General features: G+C 71.1%; 18 protein-coding genes. 9 read left to right on the top strand and 9 right to left on the bottom strand.

Going from position 1 to position 21,953, the window contains the following annotated elements; translation table 11 throughout:
- Positions 1-8: 8 nt before the first annotated feature.
- The 3 genes from EJ913_RS00215 to EJ913_RS00205 all read right to left on the bottom strand — a co-directional run bounded on the left by EJ913_RS00215 (position 9) and on the right by EJ913_RS00205 (position 4,836).
- Complete coding sequence (locus tag EJ913_RS00215; RefSeq protein ID WP_126993687.1) at positions 9-887, bottom strand: DMT family transporter; 879 nt, start codon at positions 885-887, stop codon at positions 9-11.
- Entirely contained in the window at positions 884-2,710 is a 1,827-nt protein-coding gene (locus EJ913_RS00210; RefSeq protein WP_126993685.1) for an ATP-binding cassette domain-containing protein, read from the bottom strand. Before EJ913_RS00210 ends, EJ913_RS00215 begins: the two co-directional genes overlap by 4 nt.
- Positions 2,711-2,841: 131 nt before the next feature.
- A complete protein-coding gene (locus tag EJ913_RS00205) occupies positions 2,842-4,836 on the bottom strand; it encodes an oxidoreductase (RefSeq protein WP_126993683.1) in 1,995 nt (664 codons plus the stop codon).
- A 192-nt stretch (positions 4,837-5,028) separates the two neighbouring features.
- Here EJ913_RS00205 and EJ913_RS00200 point away from each other — a divergent pair, with 192 nt between their 5' ends.
- From EJ913_RS00200 to EJ913_RS00185, 4 genes are all read left to right on the top strand, one after another.
- Complete coding sequence (locus EJ913_RS00200) at positions 5,029-5,724, top strand: TetR/AcrR family transcriptional regulator (protein WP_126993681.1); 696 nt, start codon at positions 5,029-5,031, stop codon at positions 5,722-5,724.
- A gap of 175 nt (positions 5,725-5,899) precedes the next feature.
- Positions 5,900-6,676: an SDR family NAD(P)-dependent oxidoreductase gene (locus EJ913_RS00195; protein WP_126993679.1), complete on the top strand. Its 777-nt coding sequence runs from the start codon at positions 5,900-5,902 to the stop codon at positions 6,674-6,676.
- Positions 6,673-7,698 (top strand): NAD(P)H-quinone oxidoreductase, encoded by a 1,026-nt coding sequence (locus EJ913_RS00190; RefSeq protein ID WP_420797550.1) that lies wholly within the window; start codon positions 6,673-6,675, stop codon positions 7,696-7,698. The genes EJ913_RS00195 and EJ913_RS00190 overlap by 4 nt, the downstream gene beginning before the upstream one ends.
- A gap of 27 nt (positions 7,699-7,725) precedes the next feature.
- Complete coding sequence (locus tag EJ913_RS00185; RefSeq protein WP_126993677.1) at positions 7,726-8,931, top strand: ABC transporter substrate-binding protein; 1,206 nt, start codon at positions 7,726-7,728, stop codon at positions 8,929-8,931.
- A 35-nt stretch (positions 8,932-8,966) separates the two neighbouring features.
- Here EJ913_RS00185 and EJ913_RS00180 read toward each other — a convergent pair whose 3' ends face one another.
- From EJ913_RS00180 to EJ913_RS00160, 5 genes are all read right to left on the bottom strand, one after another.
- Positions 8,967-9,293, bottom strand: coding sequence for a type II toxin-antitoxin system PemK/MazF family toxin (locus EJ913_RS00180; protein ID WP_126993675.1), 327 nt, complete (start codon positions 9,291-9,293; stop codon positions 8,967-8,969).
- The gene (locus EJ913_RS00175; protein WP_126993673.1) at positions 9,290-9,511 is read right to left on the bottom strand and encodes an antitoxin MazE family protein; all 222 of its coding nucleotides are present in this window, start codon (positions 9,509-9,511) and stop codon (positions 9,290-9,292) included. Before EJ913_RS00175 ends, EJ913_RS00180 begins: the two co-directional genes overlap by 4 nt.
- 78 nt (positions 9,512-9,589) lie before the next feature.
- Positions 9,590-10,762 (bottom strand): NADH:flavin oxidoreductase/NADH oxidase, encoded by a 1,173-nt coding sequence (locus EJ913_RS00170; protein WP_126993671.1) that lies wholly within the window; start codon positions 10,760-10,762, stop codon positions 9,590-9,592.
- A 42-nt stretch (positions 10,763-10,804) separates the two neighbouring features.
- Entirely contained in the window at positions 10,805-11,917 is a 1,113-nt protein-coding gene (locus EJ913_RS00165) for a CaiB/BaiF CoA transferase family protein (RefSeq protein ID WP_126993669.1), read from the bottom strand.
- Positions 11,914-13,557: an AMP-binding protein gene (locus EJ913_RS00160; protein WP_126993667.1), complete on the bottom strand. Its 1,644-nt coding sequence runs from the start codon at positions 13,555-13,557 to the stop codon at positions 11,914-11,916. Before EJ913_RS00160 ends, EJ913_RS00165 begins: the two co-directional genes overlap by 4 nt.
- A gap of 615 nt (positions 13,558-14,172) precedes the next feature.
- On the opposite strand from EJ913_RS00160, the gene EJ913_RS00155 reads away from it, so the two are divergent.
- From EJ913_RS00155 to EJ913_RS00135, 5 genes are all read left to right on the top strand, one after another.
- The gene (locus EJ913_RS00155; protein ID WP_126993665.1) at positions 14,173-15,234 is read left to right on the top strand and encodes an amidohydrolase family protein; all 1,062 of its coding nucleotides are present in this window, start codon (positions 14,173-14,175) and stop codon (positions 15,232-15,234) included.
- Between the two features lie 31 nt (positions 15,235-15,265).
- Positions 15,266-16,495: an ABC transporter substrate-binding protein gene (locus EJ913_RS00150; protein ID WP_126993663.1), complete on the top strand. Its 1,230-nt coding sequence runs from the start codon at positions 15,266-15,268 to the stop codon at positions 16,493-16,495.
- Positions 16,496-16,711: 216 nt separating this feature from the next.
- Entirely contained in the window at positions 16,712-18,286 is a 1,575-nt protein-coding gene (locus tag EJ913_RS00145; protein ID WP_126993661.1) for an AMP-binding protein, read from the top strand.
- 3 nt (positions 18,287-18,289) lie between these two features.
- A complete protein-coding gene (locus EJ913_RS00140) occupies positions 18,290-19,153 on the top strand; it encodes a MaoC/PaaZ C-terminal domain-containing protein (RefSeq protein WP_126993659.1) in 864 nt (287 codons plus the stop codon).
- Positions 19,150-20,136 (top strand): NADPH:quinone oxidoreductase family protein, encoded by a 987-nt coding sequence (locus EJ913_RS00135; protein WP_126993657.1) that lies wholly within the window; start codon positions 19,150-19,152, stop codon positions 20,134-20,136. The genes EJ913_RS00140 and EJ913_RS00135 overlap by 4 nt, the downstream gene beginning before the upstream one ends.
- 165 nt (positions 20,137-20,301) lie before the next feature.
- Here EJ913_RS00135 and xseA read toward each other — a convergent pair whose 3' ends face one another.
- Entirely contained in the window at positions 20,302-21,897 is a 1,596-nt protein-coding gene (gene xseA / locus EJ913_RS00130; RefSeq protein WP_126993655.1) for an exodeoxyribonuclease VII large subunit, read from the bottom strand.
- Positions 21,898-21,953 lie beyond the last annotated feature (56 nt).

The raw sequence follows: 21,953 nt of genomic DNA, 5'->3' as shown, positions 1-21,953 counted from the left end.
GACCGGGATCATGTCGGGTTCGTCACCGTCTCGTTGACCGTGCGCGGCCGGCGCTTCACGATGATCCCGACTCCGCCGATGGTGAGCGCCCCGCCGAGCAGCAGGTTCACCGTCAGCGGGTTGTCCATCAGCAGCACGCCCGCCGCCACGCCGAAGACCGGCACGGTCAGCAGGTAGGGCATGGTCTGGTTCACGTCGTAGCGGTTGAGCAGCGGGTACCACAGCCCGTAGGCGATGATGGTCACACCCACCGCCATGTAAACGATGGAACCCCAGCCGAGCCACGTGGCGTTCGCCAGCGACTCCATCTGCCCGTGCTCGAACAGCAGCGACAGCACCAGCAGCTGCGGCGCCGCCATCAGCGCCATCCAGCCGTTGACCGCGAAGCCGTTGACCGAGCCGATCAGTTTCATCTGGATGCTGGCGACCGCGAAGGCGAGGCTGGCGGCGAGCAGCATGAACAACGAGGGCAGCGCGTTGCCGAGCCGCGGCTCCCCGGCGATGACCAGCACCCCGGCGAAGGCCGCCGCCATGCCGGTCGCGCGCCGCCAGCCGAGCTTGTCCTTGAAGACCACCGCCGCCAGCAGGGACGAGAAGGGCACCTGCGCCTGCACCGCCAGCGAGGCGGTGGCCGCGTCGATGCCGTTCAGCCCGTTGAACATCAGCGGGAAATGGATGCTGCCCAGCGTCACCGACAGGGCCGCGATCGGCAGCAGCTTCTCGCGCGGGATGCGGAAGAAGGGAACGATCAGCGCCGCCACCAGCACGAAGCGGATGAACATGACGAAGAGGGGGGAGAATTCCTGCAGCGCCCATTTGGACACCACGAAGTTCAACCCCCACAGGGCCATCACCGCCAAGGCCTGGAGCGCGTGGGTAAGGCTCACCGGCCGCCCTCCAGCTCCTCGCGCAGCGCCTCCAGCTCCAGCCAGCGCTCCTCGGCGGTGCCCAGCTCCGCCTGCTTGGCGTGGAGCTGGTCGCTGGTCTTCTGGAACTTGGCCGGATCGCGGGTGAACAGGTCGGGGTCGGCCATCGCCGTTTCCAGCTTGGCGATCTCGGCGGAGAGCTTGTCCATCCGGCCCGGCAGGTCGTCCAGCTCGCGCTGGTCCTTGTAGGTCAACTTGCCGCGCGGCTTGGCGGCGGCGGGGACGGCGGCCGGCTTGGCCTTGGCCGGGGCGGCCACCGACGGCTCCTTCGCCGGGCGCTGCACCAGATAGTCGGAATAGCCGCCGGCGTATTCGGTCGCCGTGCCGTCGCCTTCCATGGCGATGGTCCCCGTCACCAGCCGGTCGAGGAAGTCGCGGTCGTGGCTGACCAGCAGCAGCGTCCCCTGGTAGTCGCCCAGCACGTCCTCCAGCAGATCGAGGGTATCCATGTCGAGGTCGTTGGTCGGCTCGTCGAGGATCATCATGTTGCTGGGCTTGGCGAAGAGGCGGGCCAGCAGCAGCCGGTTGCGCTCGCCGCCCGACAGCGCCTTGACCGGGCTGTCGAGCTGCCGGGTGTCGAACAGGAAGTCCTTGATGTAGCCGGCGACGTGGCGCGACTGGCCGTTGACCATCACCGCGTCGCCGCCGAACGGGCACAGCACCTTGCGGATGGTGTCCTCCGGGTCCAGCCCCTCGCGGCGCTGGTCGAAATAGGCGGTGTCGAGGTTGGTGCCGAGCTTCACCGTGCCCTCGTCGGGCTCAAGCTGCCCGGTCAGCATCTTCAGCAGGGTGGACTTGCCGGCGCCGTTCGGCCCGATCAGCCCGACCCGGTCGCCGCGCAGGATGCGGGTGGAGAAGCTCTGGACGATGGTCTTGCGCCCGCCCTCGGCGGTGTCGAAGCCCTTGGCGATGTTCGTCGCCTCGATCACCAGCCGGCCGCCGCGCTCGGCCTCGGCGACGGCGAGCTTGGCCTGCTGGCCGCCCCGGATGCGCTCGGCCCGGTCGCCGCGCAGGGCCTGGAGGTTGCGCACGCGCCCCATGTTGCGGGTGCGCCGGGCGGAGATGCCCTCGCGCATCCACTTGGTCTCGGCCTCGATCTTGCGGTCGAGCTTGTGGGCGGCGGCCTCCTCCGATTCGAAGACCTCGGCCTGCCACGCCTCGAACTCCGAGAAGCCGCGCTCGGTCGCGCGCACCGTGCCGCGGTCCAGCCACAGCGTGCGCTTGGCCAGCCGGTTCAGGAAGGCGCGGTCGTGGCTGATCAGCAGCAGGCCGCCACGGAAGGACAGCAGCTCCCCCTCCAGCCACTCGATGGTGGGGAGGTCGAGGTGGTTGGTCGGTTCGTCCAGCAGCATGATGTCGGGGTTGCCGACCAGCGTGCGGGCCAGCGCGGTGCGGCGCGATTCGCCGCCCGACAGCGTGAGCGGGTCTCGGTCGCCGGCCACCTGGAGCCGGTCGAGCACCGCGTCGACCCGGTGCGCCTCGTCCCGCTCGTCGGCCGGCAGGCCCTGGACGACGTAGTCCTGGACCGTGGCGCAGCCGCTGTAGTCCGGCTCCTGCGGCAGATAGGCGATGCGGGCGCCGGGCTGCGTGAAGACGGTGCCGCCGTCGGGCAGGATCAGCCCGGCCAGCACCTTCATCAGGGTCGATTTGCCCGACCCGTTGCGGCCGACCAGACAGGCGCGGTCGCCCCGGCCGATGGACACGTCGATGGACTCGAACAGCGGGCGGCCGCCGAAGGTGACGGAGACGCCCTGGAGCGCCGTTATGGGTGCGGGAGGAGCCATGGACCGTTGATGCGCCGGAAAGCGGAAGGGAAGGAGGGGGTTATAACGCGCTTGTTCGTCATCCGGCGATGGTCAAAAACGGCGAGGCCGGGTTGCGCACCCGGCGGCGACCTGTCCCCGATGCGCGCGCCTCAGCAGGACAGCGCGGTCACCTCGGCCGTCTCCGCCCCGGCCTCGGCGCGGGTAAAGGCGCGGACGGCGGCGTAGGCGTCGTGCACCGCGTCGCCGATGCGCCCGACCTCCCGGCTGTCGCCGATCACGTGGGTCGGGAGCCCGGCGGCCCGCAAGACCTCCGCCAGTCCGTTCTCCGGCACGCGGCCCAGCGCCAGCAGGACCCGGCCCGCCGGGCGGCGATGGGTGGTTCCGTCGGCGTGGCGCAGCACGGCGTGGCCGTTCCCGACGGCGGCCAGCTCCATCCCGGTCTCGATGCGGATGCGCGGGTTGCTCTCCAGCCGGGCGATCAGCTGGCGGCGGTAGACGTATTGCGCCCGGCGGGCGAGCCGGCGTTCGGGGGAGCGGCTGACCAGCACCACCTCGTGCCCGGCGTCGGCCACGTATTCCGCGCATTCGCAGCCGGTCTCGCCGCTGCCGACGATGACCACGGGCCCGTCGCCAAGCGGCGCCTCGCCGGTCAGCAGGTCGTGGGCGAAGCCGAGTGGCGCGTCGTCGGCCGCTTCCACCGGCAGGGCGCGGTTGGCCGCCCCGGTCGCGACGACGGCGATGGCGGGGGCGAGCGCCAGGATGTCGGCCGGCTTGGCCTCCGCGTTCAGGCGGACCGCGATCCCGGCCTGCTCCAGCTGGCGCACCAGATAGTCGCGGTACCAGAAGAACTTGTCCTTGCCCGGCGGCGTCCCCGAGGCGACGAGTCCGAGCCCGAGCGTCGCCGCCCGTTCGAACAGCGTGACGCGGAACCCGGCGTCGTGCAGCAGCAGCGCCGCCACCATGCCGCCGGGGCCGCCGCCGACCACGGCGGCGTTGCGGCCGGCGCCGCTGCGCCGGATCGGCGCCTCGGTCTCGCGCCCGGCGCTCGGGTTCTCGGCGCAGCCCAGCCGCTTGTGGCTGAGCAACTGGTCGACGCACCAGTTGCAGGAGGTGCAGGGACGGATCGCCTCCACCGCGCCGCGCCTGGCCTTGGCGGGCCAGTCGGGATCGGCCAGCAGCGCCCGGCCGAGCGCCACGAAATCGGCGGAGCCGTCGGCGACCGCCTGTTCGGCGACCTCCGGCTGGCGGATGACGCCGACGGTCAGCACCGGGACGCCGGCCACCGCCCGCACCTGCCGCGCCAGCGGCACGCGCCAGCCCTGCGGGGCCGAGACCGGATCGACGTTGCAATCCATCCGCTCCGCCGTGCCGGTGGAGACGTGCAGCGCGTCGGCCCCGGCGGCGACGAGTCGCGGGGCCATCGCCAGCGCCTCGTCGATGCCGGTGCCGCCCTCGACGAACTCCTCGGCGGACAGGCGGAAGATCACCGGTGCCTCGCCGGCCCCCTCACGGACGGCCGCGATCACCGCCAGGGGAAAGCGCAAACGGTTCTCCAGCGGTCCGCCATAGGAATCGGCGCGGTGGTTGGACGCCCCGGACAGGAAGCCGCCGATCAGGTAGCCGTGAGCGCCGTGGATCTCCACCGCGTCGTAGCCGGCGGCGACGGCCCGCGCGGCGGCCTCGCCGAACTTGACGGTCAGCGCCTCGATTTCGGGGACGGTCAGGCCGCGCGGCTCCTCGCGGTAGACGCGGCAGGCGATGGGGGAGGCGGCGACCGGGGCCTGCCCGCCGGTGAAGCGGCGCAGGGTCTGCCGCCCGGCGTGGAACAGCTGCAGGCAGGCCCGCGCGCCCTGCGCCTTGATGGCGTCGGTCAGGCGGCGGTGGCTGGCGATCAGCGCGTCGTCGTCGATGCCCAGCTGCGGCGAGCCGCCGAGCCCGAGCGGACGGTCCACGCAGGCGTACTCGACGATCACCATCCCGACCCCGCCGGCCGCCCGCGCGGTGTAATAGGCCAGCATGTCGTCGGAGACCGACCCGTCCGCCGCCGCCAGATTGGATTCCATCGGCGCCATCACCAGCCGGTTGGGCAGGGTGAGGCCGCGCAGGCGGCCGGGCGAGAAGAGATGGGGGAAGGGCTGGTTCATGGTCTGACCTGCTGGGGCTGTCCCGCTGGGCACCGACGGAAGGCGGGAACGGACAAATACAATCACATATGAATTTTTTTGCCGTCAACCGTCTTCTGCGAACTGTGCTAGGATCCCGTTGGTTGTGGGGGATCGCCCGCCGCTCCCTTGTCATGGATCGGGGCGGCTCGGGCAGAACGGAGACGGTTGGGCATGGAGCGGGTGACGCAGGACGGGGCGGTCGAGGCCATCGACGCGGAGGGCCGCAAGACCAAGCGCAAGCCCCAGCAGGAGCGGAGCAACGCCACCCGCCGCAAGCTGGTGCGCGCCACCATCGACCTGCTGCGGGAACGCGGCTACGCCAGCGTGACGACGCCCGACATCGCCGACCGCGCCGGGGTCTCGCGCGGCGCGCTGCAATACCACTTCATCGGCAAGGAGGAGATCTACTTCGCCGCCATCCAGGAGATCACCGACTGGATGGACAAGGAAATGACCATGAGCCTGTTCGCCGGCCTGCCCATCGCGGAGCGGGTGGACCGGGTCGTCACCCAGCACTGGCAGGTCTTCGGCAGCGACGACTACGTGGCCGCCCTGGAAATCCGCCTGTTCGAGCGTTTCAACGACTGGCTTCACCAGAGCATCCGCACCCAGCTCGGCAAGGTGACGGAGAGCCGCGACCTGGAATGGGTGCGGCTGTTCGCCGACTCCCCCGCCGAGACCGCGACCGTCGTGCGCCTGCGCCGGATGGTGCTGGACACGCTGCGCGGCTTCGCGCTGCGCAAGATCCAGGAAGGCCCCGACGTGGATTTCGGGCCGCAGCTGGCCCTGCTCAAGGGCTTCCTCGTCAGCGTCCTGCAACCGGCGCCCGCCCCCGTGCCACCCCCGGCCGAACCGGGCGGACAATAAAAATCATCAATGAATGATTCGTGTTGCGGAGCGGGCGGGGCGGGCGTACAGTTCGTGTAACAAACGATTGCGTCCCCCACGTCATGGCCCGACGCCCTGCCGCCGCTTTCCCTGGCGTGAGCGGTCGATGAGGGGCGGCTCCGGCCTCTCCCAACACCAGTCAGGACACCCGATCATGCAGGAATGGGCGGTCGTCACCGGCGGCAACCGCAACATCGGCGCGGCCATCGCCCGCCGGCTGACGCTGGACGGCTACAAGGTGGCCGTGGCGTCGCGCACCCCTCCCGACCACGGCTTCTTCGCGGAGTATGTGCCGCTCGATCTGGCCGACCCGGAGGGGGCGGCGGGCGCGCTGGCGGACGCGGTCGGCGACCGGCCGGTCACCCGCTTCGTCCACAACGCCGCCATCGCGCCGCTGGCGCCCGGCGCCGAGGTGCCGCAGGCCGACGTCGCCGGGGTCTACGCCGTCAACGTCGGCTCCTTCATCGCGCTGGCGCAGGTGCTGCTGCCGTCGATGCGGGCGCAGGGGGTGGGGCGCATCGTCGCCATCGGCAGCCGCGCCGCGCTGGGCAAGCAGGGGCGCACCGCCTACGCGGCCAGCAAGGCGGCGTTGTCGGGCGTGGTGCGGTCCTGGGCGCTGGAGATGGGCGGGGAGGGCGTCACGGTGAACGTGGTGGCGCCCGGCCCGGTCCGCACCTCGCTGTTCGACGCGGCCAACCCGCCGGGCGACCCGATGACGCGCAAGCTGATGCACGGCGTCCCGGTCGGCTTCATCGGCGAACCCGACGACATCGCCCACGCGGTGTCCTTCTTCACCGGCGACGCGGCGCGCTTCGTGACCGGGCAGGTGCTGTTCGTCTGCGGCGGCACCTCCATCGGCTTCATCGACCCGGAAGGCCGGGCCGACGTGACCCACCGCCACGCCGGGGCCTTCCCGGAAGCGCAACCGTGAGCGGCCTGCCGGACCGCATGACGGCGGTGGAGATCGCCGGCTTCGGCGGCCCCGAGGTCCTGCGCGCGGTGCCCCGCCCGCTGCCGGTCCCGGCGGCCGGGGAGGTGCTGATCCGGGTCGCCGCCGCCGGGATGAACCGGGGCGACCTGCTGCAACGGCAGGGGCTCTACCCGCCGCCGCCGGGCGCCTCCGACCTGCCGGGGCTGGAGGCGTCGGGGGTGGTGGCCGCCCTCGGGCCGGGGGTGGAGGGCGTCGCCCTGGGAGACCGCGTTGCCGCGCTGCTCGCCGGGGGCGGCTACGCCGAGTTCTGCGCGGCCCCGGCGGCGCAATGCCTGCCCGTTCCGGACGGCTTCGACCTGACGACGGCCGCCGCGCTGCCGGAAGCGCTCTGCACCGTCTGGACCAATCTGGCCGAGCGGGGGCGCCTGCGCGGCGGCGAGAGCGTGCTGATCCATGGCGGGGCGAGCGGCATCGGCAGCGTCGCCATCCAGGCCGCCCGCCTGCTGGGCGCGGCGCGGGTCTTCGCCACGGCGGGCGCCCCGGACAAGCTGCGGCTCTGCGCCGAACTCGGCGCCGACCGGGCCATCGACCACCGCGCCGAGGATTTCGTCGGCATCGTCCTGAACGCGACCTGCGGACGCGGGGTGGACGTGATCCTCGACATGGTCGGCGGCGACTATCTGGAGCGCAACATCGCGGCGCTGGCGGTGGAGGGGCGGCTGGTCCACATCTCCTTCCTCGCCGGCTCGCGGATCTGCGCCGAACTCCGCCCGGTGATGACCAAGCGGCTGACCATCACCGGATCGACCCTGCGCGGGCGGGATCCCGCCGACAAGGCGGCCATCGTCGCCGGGGTGCGGGAAACGCTGTGGCCGGCGGTGGCCGACGGCCGCCTGCGCGCGGTGGTCGAGCACGGCTTCGCGCTGGAGGACGCCGCCGACGCCCACCGCTTCATGCACGAGGGCCGGCACCGGGGCAAGATTCTGCTGCGCACGCGGTTCGGCCGCGACCTCAGCCGATAAAGAAACCCAGGGGAAGGAGACGACGAGATGATGGGACGCGCGTGGATGATGGCGTCGGTTGCGGCCGGCTGCCTGTTGGCGGCGGCCGGCGGCGGTGCCCAGGCCGCCGAGGACGCGGTGGTCATCGGCCTGCTCGACGACCTGTCGGGGCCGACCGCCGATCTGTCGGGCAAGGGCAAGGTGGTCGCGGCCCAGATGGCCATCGACGATTTCGGCGGTCAGGTGCTGGGCAGGCCGGTCCGGCTGCTGGCGTCGGACCACCAGAACAAGCCGGAGATCGCCAGCACCCAGGCGCGGGAATGGTACGACCGCGACGGCGTCAGCATGATCACCGGCATGTCGAACTCGGCCATCGCGCTGGCCGTCCGCGCCATCGCGCGCGAGCGCGGCAAGGTGGACGTGATCGCCGGGGGAACGGCGGATTCGCTGATCGGCGCGGATTGCTCGCCGACCGGCATCCTGTGGACCGCCACCGCGCGGGCCATCGCCGGGACCACCGCCTCGGTGGTGGCGCAGACCGAGAAGACGTGGTTCATGCTGACCGTCGACTATTCCGGCGGCAAGTCGCTGGAAGCGGCAGCGCTGGAGGCGCTGAAGGCCCGGGGCGCCACGGTGGCCGGCGTCGCCCGCCATCCCTTCAACAGCCCGGACTTCTCGTCCTATCTGGTGCAGGCGCAAAGCTCCGGCGCCAAGGTGCTGGCGCTGTCCAACACCGGCAACGACACGCTGACCGCGCTGAAGCAGGCCAACGAGTTCGGCGTCCGCCAGAGCGGCATGAGCATCGTCGGCCTGTATTTCGACACCACCCAGATCAAGGCGCTGGAGGATTCGGCGGTCAAGGGCCTGATCTACACCTCCAGCTTCAACTGGAACCGCGACGCCAAGGCGGCGGCCTGGGCCACGCGCTTCCTGGAGCAGCGCGGCGCGCTGCCCTCGCAGAGCCAGGCGGCGACCTATTCCAGCGTCCTGCACTACCTGAAGGCGGTGAAGGCGGCGGGCGGCACCGAGCCCGGCAAGGTCATTGCCCAGATGCGCGCCATCCCCGTCGAGGATCCCGTCACCGGCACCGGATGGGTCCGCGAGGACGGCCGGGTCATGTACGACATGTATGTGCTGAAGGCCAAGGCGCGCGACGCGATGACCGGCCCGCTCGACCTCGTCGACGTGGTGAAGACGGTCCCGCCGGACGAGGCCTTCGGCCCGGTCAGCGCCGAGTGCCATCTGAAGAGCTGAGGGGGGAGGACGTCCGCCGCCGGCGGACGCCTTTGTCACGCAATGCCGAGAAAGACCGCGACCGAGGCGGTGATGCGCTTCATGTCGGTGTCCGACACGCGGCCGAAGATCTTCCCGACCCGCTCGCGCCGGATGGTGGCGATCTTGTCGACCTGCACCCAGGACCGTTCGCGCAGGCTGTTCATCTCATCCGGTTCGAGAGCGGGACGGATGGTTGCGATCTCCGTCCTTTCGCCGGTCAGCAGGCAGACCGTGACGCTGTCCATCGCGTCGAAAAAGTCGGACTGGATGACGATGGCCGGACGCGGCTTGCACTCGTAATCGCCTTTCTGGGCAATCGTCACGAGGTCGCCACGCTTCACCGATCGGTCTCGTCGAAGAGGTCGTCCTGGATGGATTCCAGGAATTCCATCGTGCCGTCCCGGCGATCCGCTTCGTTGATCGCGAGGCACTGCCGGCGGGCGGTCTCCTTGAAACCCGGAACGCGGGTGTCGGGCACCCAGATCTGGACCGGTCGCAGCCCCTGGGCGCGGAGCTGCTCGCGGTGCTGCCGTACCCGGCTGCGGGTGGGTTCAGCCATCTCACCCTCCTCGGCTTCGTTACATGTAACGTAGGCCGAAACCGGAGGAGAGGCAAGGGGAGGGGCGCTTGCCCCTCGTCACTCCCCCGCCGCAGGGTCCATCCCAGCCGTCCAGGTCGACAGCGACCCGGTGAAGCCCGACAGCGCCCGGCGGTGCAGGAAGTGTCCGTGCTGCACCGGCGCCAGGGCGAATTCTTCGTCCACGCCCAGCTTCTGCGCGGCGTCGATGGGCCAGTTCGGGTTGTAGAGCAGCTCGCGGGCGATGGCGATCATGTCGGCCTGCCCGTCGCGGACGATGGCCTCGGCCTGATCGGCGTGGATGATGAGGCCGACGGCGACGGTCGGCATGTCCGCCTCGCGGCGCACCCGCTCGGCGAAGCCGACCTGATAGCCGTAGGTCAGTGAGATCTTCGTCTCGATGGGGGAGGCGCCGGTGATGCCGCCGGACGAGCAGTCGAAGGCGTCCACCCCCAGCGGCTTGAGGATGCGGGCGAGTTCGACGCTGTCCTCCACCTCCCAGCCGCCGTCGTCCTCGGTGGAGACGCGCAAGAACAGCGGCTTGTGCGCCGGCCAGGAGGCGCGGACCCGTTCCACCACCTCCACCGCGAAGCGGATGCGGTTCGCGAAGGAGCCGCCGTAGCCGTCGGTCCGCCGGTTGGCGCCGGGCGACAGGAACTCGTGGATCAGATAGCCGTGGGCGGCGTGCAGTTCCATCACCTCGTAGCCGGCCCGGTCGGCGCGGGCGGCGGCGCTGCCCCAGGCCTCGACGCAGCGGTCGATGTCGTCGCGGGTCATTTCGCGCGGCATCGGGTAGCCGTCGTCCTGCGGGATGGCGCTGGGGGCGATCACGTCCCATTCCTCCCAATCGGCGATCTCCGGGCTGCGGGGGAGGGCGCCGCGCCCGTCCCAGGGAAAGCGCTGGCGCGCCTTGCGCCCGGCGTGCATCAGCTGGATGCCGGGCACGGCGCCGCAGGCCTTCACGAAGTCGACGATCCGCCGCAGCGGCTCGACGAAGCGGTCGTCCCACAGGCCGAGGTCGCCGACGGTGCCGCAGCCGCGCCGCTCCACCGTGGTGCCCTCCTGGAACACCAGCCCGGCGCCCCCGGTGGCGAAGCGGCCGAGATTCATCAGGTGCCAGTCGGTCGGCTGCCAATCCACCCCGCAATACTGCCACATGGGGGCGACCATGATGCGGTTCTTGATGGTGACGCCGCGAAAGGTGATCGGCGCGAAAAGCGGGCTGTGGGCCAAGGCCGGAATCCTCTTGAAGAAGCGTGTGCGCCGGGGGCGCCGTCAGGGGCGTCGCGCCCAGTCGGCCAGGATCGCGTCGGGATCGTCCGGCTCCTGCGGCGGGGCGTTGCGGATCGCCGAGGGGGTGCGCGAGAAGCGCGGCGCCGGCGCCGTCTGGACCACGCCGCCATGTTCGACCAGCGATTGCCGGGCCGCGACGTGCGGGTGGTGCCGGGCCTCGCCCATCGTCAGCACCGGGGCGACGCAGGCGTCGGTGCCCTCCAGCAGGACGGCCCAGTCGTCGCGGTCGCGGGTGAGGAACAGCGCCTGCATTTTCTCGCGCAACGCCGGCCATTGCGCGGAATCGTGCTGGGCGGCGAAGGCCGGGTCCCCGGCCAGCCCGGTCAGCCGCAACAGGGTGGCGTAGAACTGCGGCTCGATGGCGCCGACGGCGATGTGCTTGCCGTCGCGGCAGGCGTAGGTGGTGTAGTAAGGCGCGCCGCCGTCGAGCATGTTGGCCTCGCGCCGCTCCGACCATTGCCCGACGTTGAGCCAGGACTGGAACATCGACAGCAGGCTGAAGACCCCGTCGCACATGGCGGCGTCGACCACCTGCCCGCGCCCGGAACGCCCGGCCTCGTTCAGCGCCGCCAGCACCCCCATCGCCAGATAGAGCGCGCCGCCGCCGTAGTCGCCGACGAGGTTCAGCGGCGGCACCGGCTTGCCGTCGCCCGGCCCGATGGCGGCCAGCGCGCCGGTGATGGCGATGTAGGTGATGTCGTGCCCGACCGCGTTCGCCAGCGGGCCGTCCTGCCCCCAGCCGGTCATTCGCCCGTAGACCAGACGCGGGTTGCGCGCCAGCAGCGGCTCGGGACCGAGGCCCAGCCGCTCCATCACGCCGGGGCGGAAACCCTCCAGCAGGATGTCGGCGCCGTCGGCCAGCCGGCGCGCCGTCTCGGCCTGGGCCGGGTCCTTGAGGTCGAGCGCGACGAAGCGCCGGCCGCGCGCCGTGATGTCCTGCGCGTCGAGCCGTTCGACCCCGCTGCGCTCGATGCGGACGACGTCGGCGCCCATGTCGGACAGCAGCATCCCGGCGAAGGGCACCGGCCCCAGCCCGGCGAACTCGACGACGCGGACACCCGCCAGCGGGCCGACGCGCGTGGCGGACACCGTCATCGGGCCGCTCCCGCGCCGGCCGCCGCCGCCTGGGGGTTCATCCATTCGGTCGCCAGGTCGCGCAGGACGTTCTTCTTCACCTTGGCGCCGTTCGGCCCGTCCGTGACCGGCATGGCGTCGATGGCGAAGACCCGCGCCGGCACCTTGTAGACCGCCAGCCGCGCCCGGCAGGCGGCGAGCGCCGCCGCCTCGTCCAGCCCGTGGCCCGGCTCCATCACGACGAAGGCGACGGGACGCACCCCGGCCGGGCAGCTCGCCGACACCGTCTGGCAGACGGTGACGCCGGGCAGGGCGAGGATGACCTCCTCGATCTCGGTCGGGCTGACCAGATAGCCGGCGATGCGCAGCACGTCCTTGATGCGCGAGACGAAGATCATCCCGCCGTCGGGCAGGCGCAGGCCGTAGTCGCCGGTCTTCAGGAAGCCGTCGTCGGTGAAGACCTCGGCCGTCGCCTGCGGGTTGTTCATGTAGCCGATCATGGCGTTGGGGGTGCGGACCTCGACCTCGCCGATCTCGCCGTCGGGCAGCAGGGCGCCGCTCTCCGGGTCGCGCACCCGCACCACCGCCTGCGGCGACACCGGCCGGCCGCCGCCCTGGGACCGGCGTTCCAGGGGGGCGTCGGCGGGCTGGGCGGCGAACATCGCCAACGTCTCGGTCATGCCGAAGAAGCCGCGCAGCAGCACGCCGTGCGCCTCGGCCTTGGGCGGCAGGATGGCGGTCAGGGCCGGGGTGAAGTTGGCATGGCCGAACATGCGCAAGGCCGGGAAGGGCTTGCCCTCCGGCACCACCGACAGGATCTTGTCGAGCATGTCGTCGGTGCCCAGCATGTGGGTGATGCCGTGCGCGGCCAGCAGGCGGGCGGCCTCCTCCGGCACGAAGGCTTCCATCAGCACCAGCGGCTTCCGCGCCCGGATCGTGGTGATCGCCAGGGTGTAGCCGAAGGCCCCGCACATCGGGATGCCCAGCAGCAGGCTGGTCCCCGGCTCGTTCAGCCCGACCGCCGCCGCCGCGTCGCCCGCGTGGCGGACGTTGCGCTCCTGCGTGTGCTGCACCAGCTTGGGCGCGCTGGTCGTGCCGGAGGTGGCGAGGATCAGGCTGACGTCGCCCGGCTGGCCGTCGGCGACCTCGGCGTCGGCCTTTTCATCGGGCTCAGGGTCGGCGAGCAGGGCGTCGAAGCTGGTCTGCCGCACGCCGTCGAGGATCGTCTCCTCCGTGCCGCCCAGCGTGACGACCAGCCTCAAGGCCGACCGGTCCTCCGGCGGCACGCCGCGCAGCGCCTCGACGCAGGCGCCGTTGCGCTGGGCGGGCGCCAGCAGGATGGCCTTGCAGGCGGCGCGCGACAGCAGGAAGCCGACCTCCTGGCTGCCCAGCCGCACGTTCAGCGGGGCCACGGCCACGCCCAGCCGCGAGCAGGCGAACGCGACCGTCAACCATTCCGGGATGTTGGGCAGCCACACCGCCAGCCGGTCGCCGCGCGCCAGCCCCAGGCGTTTCAGCCGGGCCGCGAGGCAGGCGGAGTCGCGGCGCATGCGGCCGTAGGTGACGGCGCGGTCGCCCGCCATCAGCATCGTCGCGTCGTCGGGCGCGCCGTCGAGCATCTCGAAAAGTCGGGCGGGGGGTGCCATGCCGGTGTCGTTCATGGAGGCTCCAAATCGGCGAAGGCCGGCCGGTGGAACGGCGGTGCGGGATGGGGCAGGGCCGCGCGTCCCGCGCCGCAGGATCGGCGATGCGTCCGCGCCGACTTGGCGGCGCCGGACCGCCGGCCGAGGTTGCTCAGGGTCAAATATAATCACACACGAATAATTTTATCTGTCAACGGGGTTGTTGGGTCGAGGGGGTACACCCCCTCTCCCCTTGCGGGAGAGGGGGTGGGGTGAGGGGTGCCGAAAATCGTCTTTCGCCTGCGGCGAATACCCCTCCTCCCAACCCTTCTCCCGCCAGGGGAGGAGGGCTTTCCTGCGATTCGGGGCTGTCTGCCCACCGTCTTCCCGGCTTCCTGGTTTTGTCAGCGGTTGGGTGCGCCGCAGCATCCGCGCGCGCCATTCCCAAGCCGCCTCTTCCCGCCTTTCAGGACCGCCCAGCACAATTCCGACCGAAAAAATCAATCATATATGATTTTTTATATTCCAAGTTCCCCAAGCGTATGATTGACTTATCCAGCAATAAGCGGCGCGGACCGGATGGCGCGTGCGGCGCCCAACCGGCGCCCGGCTTTCCGCTCGCCCTTCGCAAGAAGCGATCCTTGAGAGGACAGCATGACGACCGAGACCAAGAGCGGCACCCACGCCGTGATCCTGCCTTCCGCGGATCCGGGTTGGCTCGCCCTTCGGCAGGAGGCGATCCTGGAACCGGATCTGCCGATCATCGACCCCCACCACCATCTGTGGGACGCCCCGCGGTCCCCGCGCTACCTCGCCGAGGAGCTTGAGCGCGACGCGCGGGCCGGCCACAACGTCATCGGCACCATCTTCACCGATTGCAGCGAGGGCTACCGCACGGACGGCCCGGAAAACCTGCGGCCGGTCGGCGAGACCGAGTTCGTGACCGCCATCGCCGACCGGGTCGCCGTCGGCGCCTATCAACCGGCGGGCCTGTGCGCCGGCATCATCGGCTACGCCGACCTGCGCGAGGGCGCCGGCGTGCGCGCCGTGCTGGAGGCGCACATCGCCGCCGGCAAGGGGCGGTTCAAGGGCATCCGGCAATCGACCGCCTGGGACCCGAATCCGGAGATCCGCACCACCATCCGCACCCCGCCCGAAGGGCTGCTGCGCGACCCGACCCTGCGCGCGGGCTTCGCCTGCCTGGCGCCGCTCGGGCTGACCTTCGACAGCTGGGTCTACCATCACCAGCTGGGCGACGTGGCCGATCTGGCCGCCGCCTTCCCCGAGACGACCATCATCCTCGACCATGTCGGCGGCCCCATCGGCATCGGCCCCTACGCCGGCCGGCGCGACGAGGTCTTCGCCCAGTGGAAGGCCGGCATCCTGGAGGTGGCGCGCCGCCCCAACGTCAGCGTCAAGCTGGGCGGGCTGGCGATGCGGCTGGGCGGCTTCGGCTTCCACGAACGGCCGGTGCCGCCCTCGTCCGAGGATCTGGCCGCCGCGTGGCGCCCCTATGTCGAGACCTGCATCGAGGCCTTCGGCCCTGACCGCGCGATGTTCGAGAGCAATTTCCCGGTCGACCAGCTGTCCTGCGGCTACGCCGTGCTGTGGAACGGCTTCAAGCGGCTGGCGTCCGGCGCCTCGGACAGCGAGAAGGCCGCCCTGTTCAGCCGCACCGCCGCGCGGGTGTACGGGATCGAACACGTCCTGAACTGACCAGAACCAAGAAAACCGGGAGGAAGACCGCATGACCTTCGCAAAGACGCTTCGTGGCGCCGCATCCTGTCTGGCGGTCGCCGCCGCCGCCTTGGCCGCCGTTCCGTCCGCCCAGGCGGCGACCCCGGTGAAGGAGGTCAAGATCGGCGTCCTCACCGACATGAGCAGCATCTATTCCGATCTCGTCGGCCCCGGCTCGGTGGCGGCGGCGCAGATGGCGATCGACGATTTCATCGCGGCGGAGAAGCCGGGCTTCACGATCAGCCTCGTCTCGGCCGACCACACCAGCAAGGCCGACGTCGCCTCCAGCATCGCCCGCAAATGGATCGACGAGCAGGGCGTCGACGTGCTGACCGACGTGGCCGGCGCCTCGGTCACGCTGGCGGTCTCGAACATCGGGGCGGAAAAGAACAAGCTGGTGCTCGCCACCGCGTCCGGCCAGAACAGCCTGTCGAGCGAGGATTGCAAGCCGACCACCCTGCACTGGAGCTACAACACCCGCTCGGTCGCCGCCACCACCGCCAAGGCGGTCACCATGGACGGCGCCAAGAGCTGGTACTTCGTGACCGCCGACTACGCGGGCGGGCGCTCGCTGGAGGAGGACGCGACCAAGGGCGTGCTGGCCGGCGGCGGCAAGGTGCTGGGCTCGGTCAAGCACCCGTTCAACAACAGCGACTTCTCCTCGCAGATCCTGATGGGGCAAAGCTCGGGCGCCACGGCGATCGGCTTCGGCAATTCCGGTCCCGACACCATCAACGCGGTCAAGCAGGCCAACGAGTACGGGCTGAACGGCAAGGTCGCGCTGACCCCGCTGCTGGCGATGATCACCGACATCGACGCCATGGGCCTCGACATGGCCAAGGGGATGTACGTCACCGAGTCCTTCTACTGGGACCTGAACGACCAGACCCGCGCGTGGTCCAAGCGTTTCTTCGAGCAGCGCAAGAAGATGCCGACCATGGTGCAGGCCGGCCTCTATTCGGGCGTCATGCATTACCTGAAGGCGGTCAAGGCGGCCGGCAGCAGCGACACCGCCCCGGTCCTGGCGAAGATGAAGGAGCTGCCGGTCAGCGACGCGGTGACCAAGACCTCGCATCTGCGGGCCGACAACATCGTCCTGCGCGACATGTACCTGTTCAAGGTGAAGGCGCCGTCGGAGAGCAAATACGCCTGGGACTACTACAAGCTGGAAAAGACCGTTCCGGGCGAGGAGGCCTTCGCGCCGCTGTCGGAAAGCAAGTGCCCGCTGGTCAAGAAGTGAGCGGAGGGGCGGGCCGGATTGTGAAAATCCGGCCCCGCGTGCCCCCTCCCCATCCCTCCCCCGCCTTTGGCGGGAGAGGGGGCCGGACGCTTGTCGGCGTTCGGCGGCAGTTCCCTCTCCCGCAACGCGGGGGAGGGTTAGGGAGGGGGCAAGCACGCAGGTCCGCCCACCATTCCCCCAAGAAAACCCACGCTCCATCCTGAAGGGTCTCCCTGCATGTCCTCCCTTCACGCCGGCGGCACGGCCGGCCGCCTGATCGCCGACGCCGTCGCCCGCTTCGCCGACCGGCCGGCGCTGGCGGATCAGCGGACGCGCTGGACCTACGCGGAGCTGGGCGTCTGGATCGGCCGCTTCGTCGCCGGCTTCCGCGCGCGGGGCCTCGGCAAGGGCGACGGCATCGCCATCCTGACCAGCAACCGCGTCGAGCCCTGGGCCGCCATCTGCGCCGCCAACATCCTGGGCATCCGCTACACTCCGCTGCACCCGCTGGCCGGCGAGGACGACCACGCCTTCATCCTGGAGGACTCCCAGGCCCGCGCCCTGATCGTGGACGCGGAAAAATTCGGCGCCCACGCCCTGCGGCTGCGCGACCGCGTGCCGTCCCTGGAGACGCTGCTGTCCATCGGCCCGCTCGACGGCGTCCCCGACCTGATGGCGGAGTTGGCAGATCTCGACCCCGCCCCGCTGGACCCGCAGGCCGAGGCCGAGGACACCTCGCTGCTCTGCTACACCGGCGGCACCACCGGCCGGTCCAAGGGCATCATGCTGCCGCACCGGGCCATCGCCGCGATGGCGACGATGATCGCCGCCGAATGGGAATGGCCGGCGGATCTCCGATACGCCGCGATGACGCCGATCAGCCACGCCGGGGGCATCATGCTCTATCCCGTCATGCTGATGGGCGGCTCGGCCCGCCTGCTGCCCGGCTTCGACAAGGAGGCCTTCTGCCGCACCGTGGCCGAGGAGCGCATCACCGCCACCTTCCTGGTCCCGACCATCGTCAACGCGCTGCTGGAGGATCCCGCCACGCTGGCGCGCCACGACCTCTCCTCGCTGCAGCTGATCGTCTACGGCGCCGCCCCGATGTCGCCCGACCAGCTGCGCCGGGCGATGGACGTGTTCGGGCCGGTCTTTCTCCAGCTCTACGGCCAGTCGGAGGCGCCGCAATGCGTCACCACCCTGCGCAAGGTCGACCACGACCTGTCGAAGCCGGAACGGCTGGGCTCCTGCGGGCGGGCGACCGCGCTGTGCGACGTGCGGCTGTTCGACGCCGATATGAACGAGGTCGGGGTCGGCGAGCCGGGCGAGCTCTGCGTGCGCGGCCCGCTGGTGATGAACGGCTACTGGCGCCAGCCGGAGCTGACCGAGCAGGCCTTCCGGGGCGGCTGGCTGCACACCGGCGACGTGGCCCGCAAGGACGCCGAGGGCTTCCTGCACATCGTCGACCGCACCAAGGACATGATCATCTCCGGCGGATTCAACATCTACCCGCGCGAGGTCGAGGACGCGCTGATGGCCCATCCGGCGGTCTCGCTGGCCGGGGTGATCGGCATTCCCGACGCCAAATGGGGCGAGGCGGTGAAGGCCTTCGTCACGCTGCGCCCCGGCGCGGAGGCCGGCCCCGGCCTGCCGGGCGAATTGCAGGCCCATGTGAAGGCAAAACGCGGCGCGCCCTGGTCGCCCAAGACCATCGAGGTCCTGTCCGAGATTCCGCTGACCGGCCTCGGCAAGGTGGACCGCAAGGCGCTGCGGGAGCCTTATTGGCGGGACCGGACACGCGGAGTGAACTGAACCATGCTGGACCATGCGGCGATCCTGGCGCTGAGGACGCGCGACGAGACCTCCTGGACCGAGCGCGACGTGATGCTCTACGCGCTCGGCGTCGGGATGGGGACCGACCCGATGGACGGGCGCGAGCTGCCCTTCGTCTACGAACGCGGCCTCAAAGTGCTGCCGACCTTCCCCATCGTGCCGTCCTTCGCGGGCGGGCCGCTGTTCCAGATCGGCATCGACACCCGCTACCTGCTGCACGGTGAGCAGTCGGTCACCCTGCACAAGCCGATCCCGACCCGAGGCCGTGCCGTCGTCGAGGGCCGCATGCTCGGCGCCTGGGACAAGGGCGTCGGGAAGGGCGCGGTCTTCGCGCAGGAGAAGATCCTCCGCCTCGTCGGCGACCCGGACCCTTTGGCGACCGTCGTCACCACCGCCTTCGGCCGGGCGGAGGGCGGCTTCGGCGGCCCCACCACCGGCCAGCCGGCGCCCCACCGTGTGCCGGAGCGCGCCCCCGACCGCTCGCTGGCGATCCCGACCACGCCGTCCCAGGCGCTGCTCTACCGGCAGTCCGGCGACCTCAACCCGCTGCACGCCGATCCCGAGGCGGCGCGGGTCGCCGGCTACCCCCGGCCGATCCTGCACGGCCTCTGCACCTACGCCATCGCCGCGCGCGCCGTGCTGGCGGCCTGCTGCGCTTACGAGCCGGAGCGGATCGGCCACCATCAGGCCCGCTTCTCCGCTCCCGTCTATCCGGGCGAGACGATCACCGTCGATCTGTGGATCGAGGCAGACCAGGTCGCCTTCGAGGCGCGGGTCGAGGCGCGCGACAACCTCGTCGTGGTCAAGAACGGCCTGACCCGCCTGAGCGGAGCGTTCCCCCAATGAAGGCCCTGCATTGCCTGTCCTACGGCGAGCCGCCCGAGCTGACGGTCGCCGACATCGACGAGCCGCTTCCGGGGCCGGGCGAGGCGCTGATCGCGGTCGAGGCGGTCGGTCTCGGCGGTTTCGACGCGGTGCTGCTGGGCGGCCGCTACCAGGAGCGCCCGAGCCTGCCCTTCGTTCCGGGGCGGGAGCTGACCGGCCGCGTCCTGGCGGTGGGGGAGGGCGGCGATCCGGCCATGGTCGGGGCGCGGGTCGCGGCCATCGCCTTCCGGGGCGCGCTGGCGGAACGGACGGTGGCGCATCTGTCCCATTGCCTGACGGTGCCGGCCGGGATGGAGGCCGCGGTGGCGGCGTCCTTCCTGACCTCCTACGCGACGGGGCTCTACGCGCTGGAGGATTGCGGCCGGCTGGCGGCGGGGGAGACGGTGCTGGTGCTGGGCGGGGCGGGAACGGTGGGGGCGGCGGCCATCGATCTGGCCAAGGCCATGGGCGCGCGGGTCGTCGCGGCGGCCTCCTCGCCGGAGAAGCTGGAATTCTGCCGAGCGCGCGGCGCCGATGTGCTCGTCGACTACGCCGACCCGAACTGGCGGAAGGAGTTGGCCGGACGGATCGGCGGCGGGGTGGACGTGGTGCTCGATCCCGTCGGCGGGGCCTTGTCCGAGGCCGCCTTCCGCAGCTTGGCGCCCAGGGGGCGCCATCTGGTGGTCGGCTTCGCGTCGGGCGAGATCCCGCGCATCCCCCTCAACCTGCCGCTTCTGAAGCGGGCGAGCATCGTCGGGGTCGATTGGGGCGGCTTCATGCAGAAGGAGCCGGACGGCAACCGCGACCTGATGCGGCGGCTGGGAGGGCTCTACGACAGCGGCGCGCTGCACCCGGAGCCGTCCTCGGTCCACCCGGTCGGGGCGGTCGCCGATTTGTTGATGGGCTTTTTGGAGCGGCGCAGCGTCGGCAAGCCGGTGGTCAGGGTGGAGTTCGGCGCGTCCTGAGCCGAACTGCCTGCGTTCCGCCCCCCGTGCCCCCTCCCTAACCCTCCCCCGCTTGCGCGGGAGAGGGAACTCCGCCGCCCTTCACCAAGCATCCGGCCCCCTCTCCCGCGCAAGCGGGGGAGGGATGGGGAGGGGGCAAACCACCGTCGAACCGTCACATTTCCCTCAGAACAAGCTCCCCTGCACCGGAACCGGACGCGGCTTCTTCACCTCCGGCTTTTTCGCCTCGACGATCTTCGGCTCCCCGCCGTCGACCGTCGCCCCGACACGGCCCGACTCGCCGAACACCAGCGTCACCGCCAGCCCCGGCACCGCCTGTTCCGCCGTGGTGATCGGCCGCCCCTCGCGGTCCTCGACCAGCGCGAACCCCCGCTCCAGCACCCCCTTGTAGCTGTAGCTCTCCAGCAACTGCCCGAGCGCCGCCAGCTTCGCCCCGCGCTCCTCGACGCTCTTGCCGTAGACACGGTCCAGGCGCGGCGACAGGTCGGCCATCCGCCGTTCCGCCTCGCCCAGCTTCACCCGCGCCGGCGTCAGCGACAGCCGCCCGGCGACCCGCTGGTAGCGGCTTTCCACCGTCGTCACCGCATGCCGCAACGCGCCGTCCAGCGCGCGCCCCTCCGAGGCCAGCCGCTGCCCGGCTTCGGCCAGCTTCTCGCGCGGGTGGCGCAGCTTCGCCGCCAATTCCCCGACCCGCGTCCGCCGCCGCTCCAGCAGCGCCGCCGCCGCGAGGTTCAGCCGCTCCGCCCGGTCGTCGAGCCGCTGCGCGTGCCCCTCCAGCAGCGCGCGCGGGTCGCCCAGGCCGCGCGCCAGCCCCTCCACCCGGTTGCGCCGGTCCTCCACCGCGCGGCTCGCGCAGGCCAACAGGCGCCGTTCGTCGTCGAGGATCTGCGCCAGCAGTTCGGCCCGCACCGGAACCGCCATCTCGGCGGCGGCGGTCGGGGTCGGCGCCCGCAGGTCCGACGCGAAGTCGATCAGCGTCGTGTCGGTCTCGTGCCCGACGGCGGAGATCAGCGGGATGGCGCTGGCCGCCGCCGCGCGGACGACGTTCTCCTCGTTGAAGGCCATCAGGTCCTCCAGCGAGCCGCCGCCGCGCGCGACGATCAGCAGGTCGGGCCGCGGCACGCGCCCGCCGGGCGCGATGCGGTTGAAACCCTGGATCGCCGCCGTCACCTCGGCCGCCGCCCGCTCGCCCTGCACCGCGACCGGCCACAGCAGCACATGGCGGGGGAAGCGGTCGCTCAACCGGTGCAGGATGTCGCGGATGACGGCCCCGGTGGGGGAGGTGATCACCCCGATCACGTCGGGCAGGAAGGGGATCGGCTTCTTGCGCGCCGGCTCGAACAGCCCTTCGGCCGCGAGGCGCCGCTTGCGCTCCTCCAGCATCTTCAGCAGGGCGCCTTCGCCGGCCAGCTCCATCGACTCGATGATGAGCTGGTATTGCGAGCGGCCGGGGTAGGTCGTCATCCGCCCGTTGACGATGACCTCCAGCCCTTCCTCCGGCTTCACCACCAGCTTGGACATGGTGCCGCGCCAGCACACCGCCTCGATCACGGCGGTGTCGTCCTTGAGCCGCATGTAGCAATGGCCGGAGCTGTGCTTCTTGGGCTGCGAGATCTCGCCGCGCACGCGGACGAACCCGAACTCGTCCTCGATGCTGCGTTTCAGGCGGCGCGCGAGGTCGCCGACCGTGAATTCCGGCAGGTTGGAACCGGGGCGCGGTTCCGGGGCGATCAGGGGGAGGGCATCAAGGTCTTGAGTCATGGCGCGGCCATGATACAAGGCGCGGTGTCCACAACAAGCGCTGAAGGGGCTTGTAC

It is taken from the genome of Azospirillum doebereinerae (assembly GCF_003989665.1).
Lineage (GTDB): Bacteria > Pseudomonadota > Alphaproteobacteria > Azospirillales > Azospirillaceae > Azospirillum > Azospirillum doebereinerae.
This window is presented reverse-complemented; position numbering and strand designations above follow the sequence as displayed.

Excerpts from the sequence above, each read along its gene's own strand:
- EJ913_RS00140 (WP_126993659.1), top strand. The coding sequence starts at position 18,290 with ATGCTGGACCATGCGGCGATCCTGGCGCTGAGGACGCGCGACGAGACC.
- EJ913_RS00200 (WP_126993681.1), top strand. The coding sequence starts at position 5,029 with ATGGAGCGGGTGACGCAGGACGGGGCGGTCGAGGCCATCGACGCGGAG.
- xseA (WP_126993655.1), bottom strand. The coding sequence starts at position 21,897 with ATGACTCAAGACCTTGATGCCCTCCCCCTGATCGCCCCGGAACCGCGC.
- EJ913_RS00145 (WP_126993661.1), top strand. The coding sequence starts at position 16,712 with ATGTCCTCCCTTCACGCCGGCGGCACGGCCGGCCGCCTGATCGCCGAC.
- EJ913_RS00155 (WP_126993665.1), top strand. The coding sequence starts at position 14,173 with ATGACGACCGAGACCAAGAGCGGCACCCACGCCGTGATCCTGCCTTCC.
- EJ913_RS00185 (WP_126993677.1), top strand. The coding sequence starts at position 7,726 with ATGATGGGACGCGCGTGGATGATGGCGTCGGTTGCGGCCGGCTGCCTG.
- EJ913_RS00210 (WP_126993685.1), bottom strand. The coding sequence starts at position 2,710 with ATGGCTCCTCCCGCACCCATAACGGCGCTCCAGGGCGTCTCCGTCACC.
- EJ913_RS00160 (WP_126993667.1), bottom strand. The coding sequence starts at position 13,557 with ATGAACGACACCGGCATGGCACCCCCCGCCCGACTTTTCGAGATGCTC.
- EJ913_RS00205 (WP_126993683.1), bottom strand. The coding sequence starts at position 4,836 with ATGAACCAGCCCTTCCCCCATCTCTTCTCGCCCGGCCGCCTGCGCGGC.
- EJ913_RS00150 (WP_126993663.1), top strand. The coding sequence starts at position 15,266 with ATGACCTTCGCAAAGACGCTTCGTGGCGCCGCATCCTGTCTGGCGGTC.
- EJ913_RS00165 (WP_126993669.1), bottom strand. The coding sequence starts at position 11,917 with ATGACGGTGTCCGCCACGCGCGTCGGCCCGCTGGCGGGTGTCCGCGTC.
- EJ913_RS00175 (WP_126993673.1), bottom strand. The coding sequence starts at position 9,511 with ATGGCTGAACCCACCCGCAGCCGGGTACGGCAGCACCGCGAGCAGCTC.
- EJ913_RS00135 (WP_126993657.1), top strand. The coding sequence starts at position 19,150 with ATGAAGGCCCTGCATTGCCTGTCCTACGGCGAGCCGCCCGAGCTGACG.
- EJ913_RS00195 (WP_126993679.1), top strand. The coding sequence starts at position 5,900 with ATGCAGGAATGGGCGGTCGTCACCGGCGGCAACCGCAACATCGGCGCG.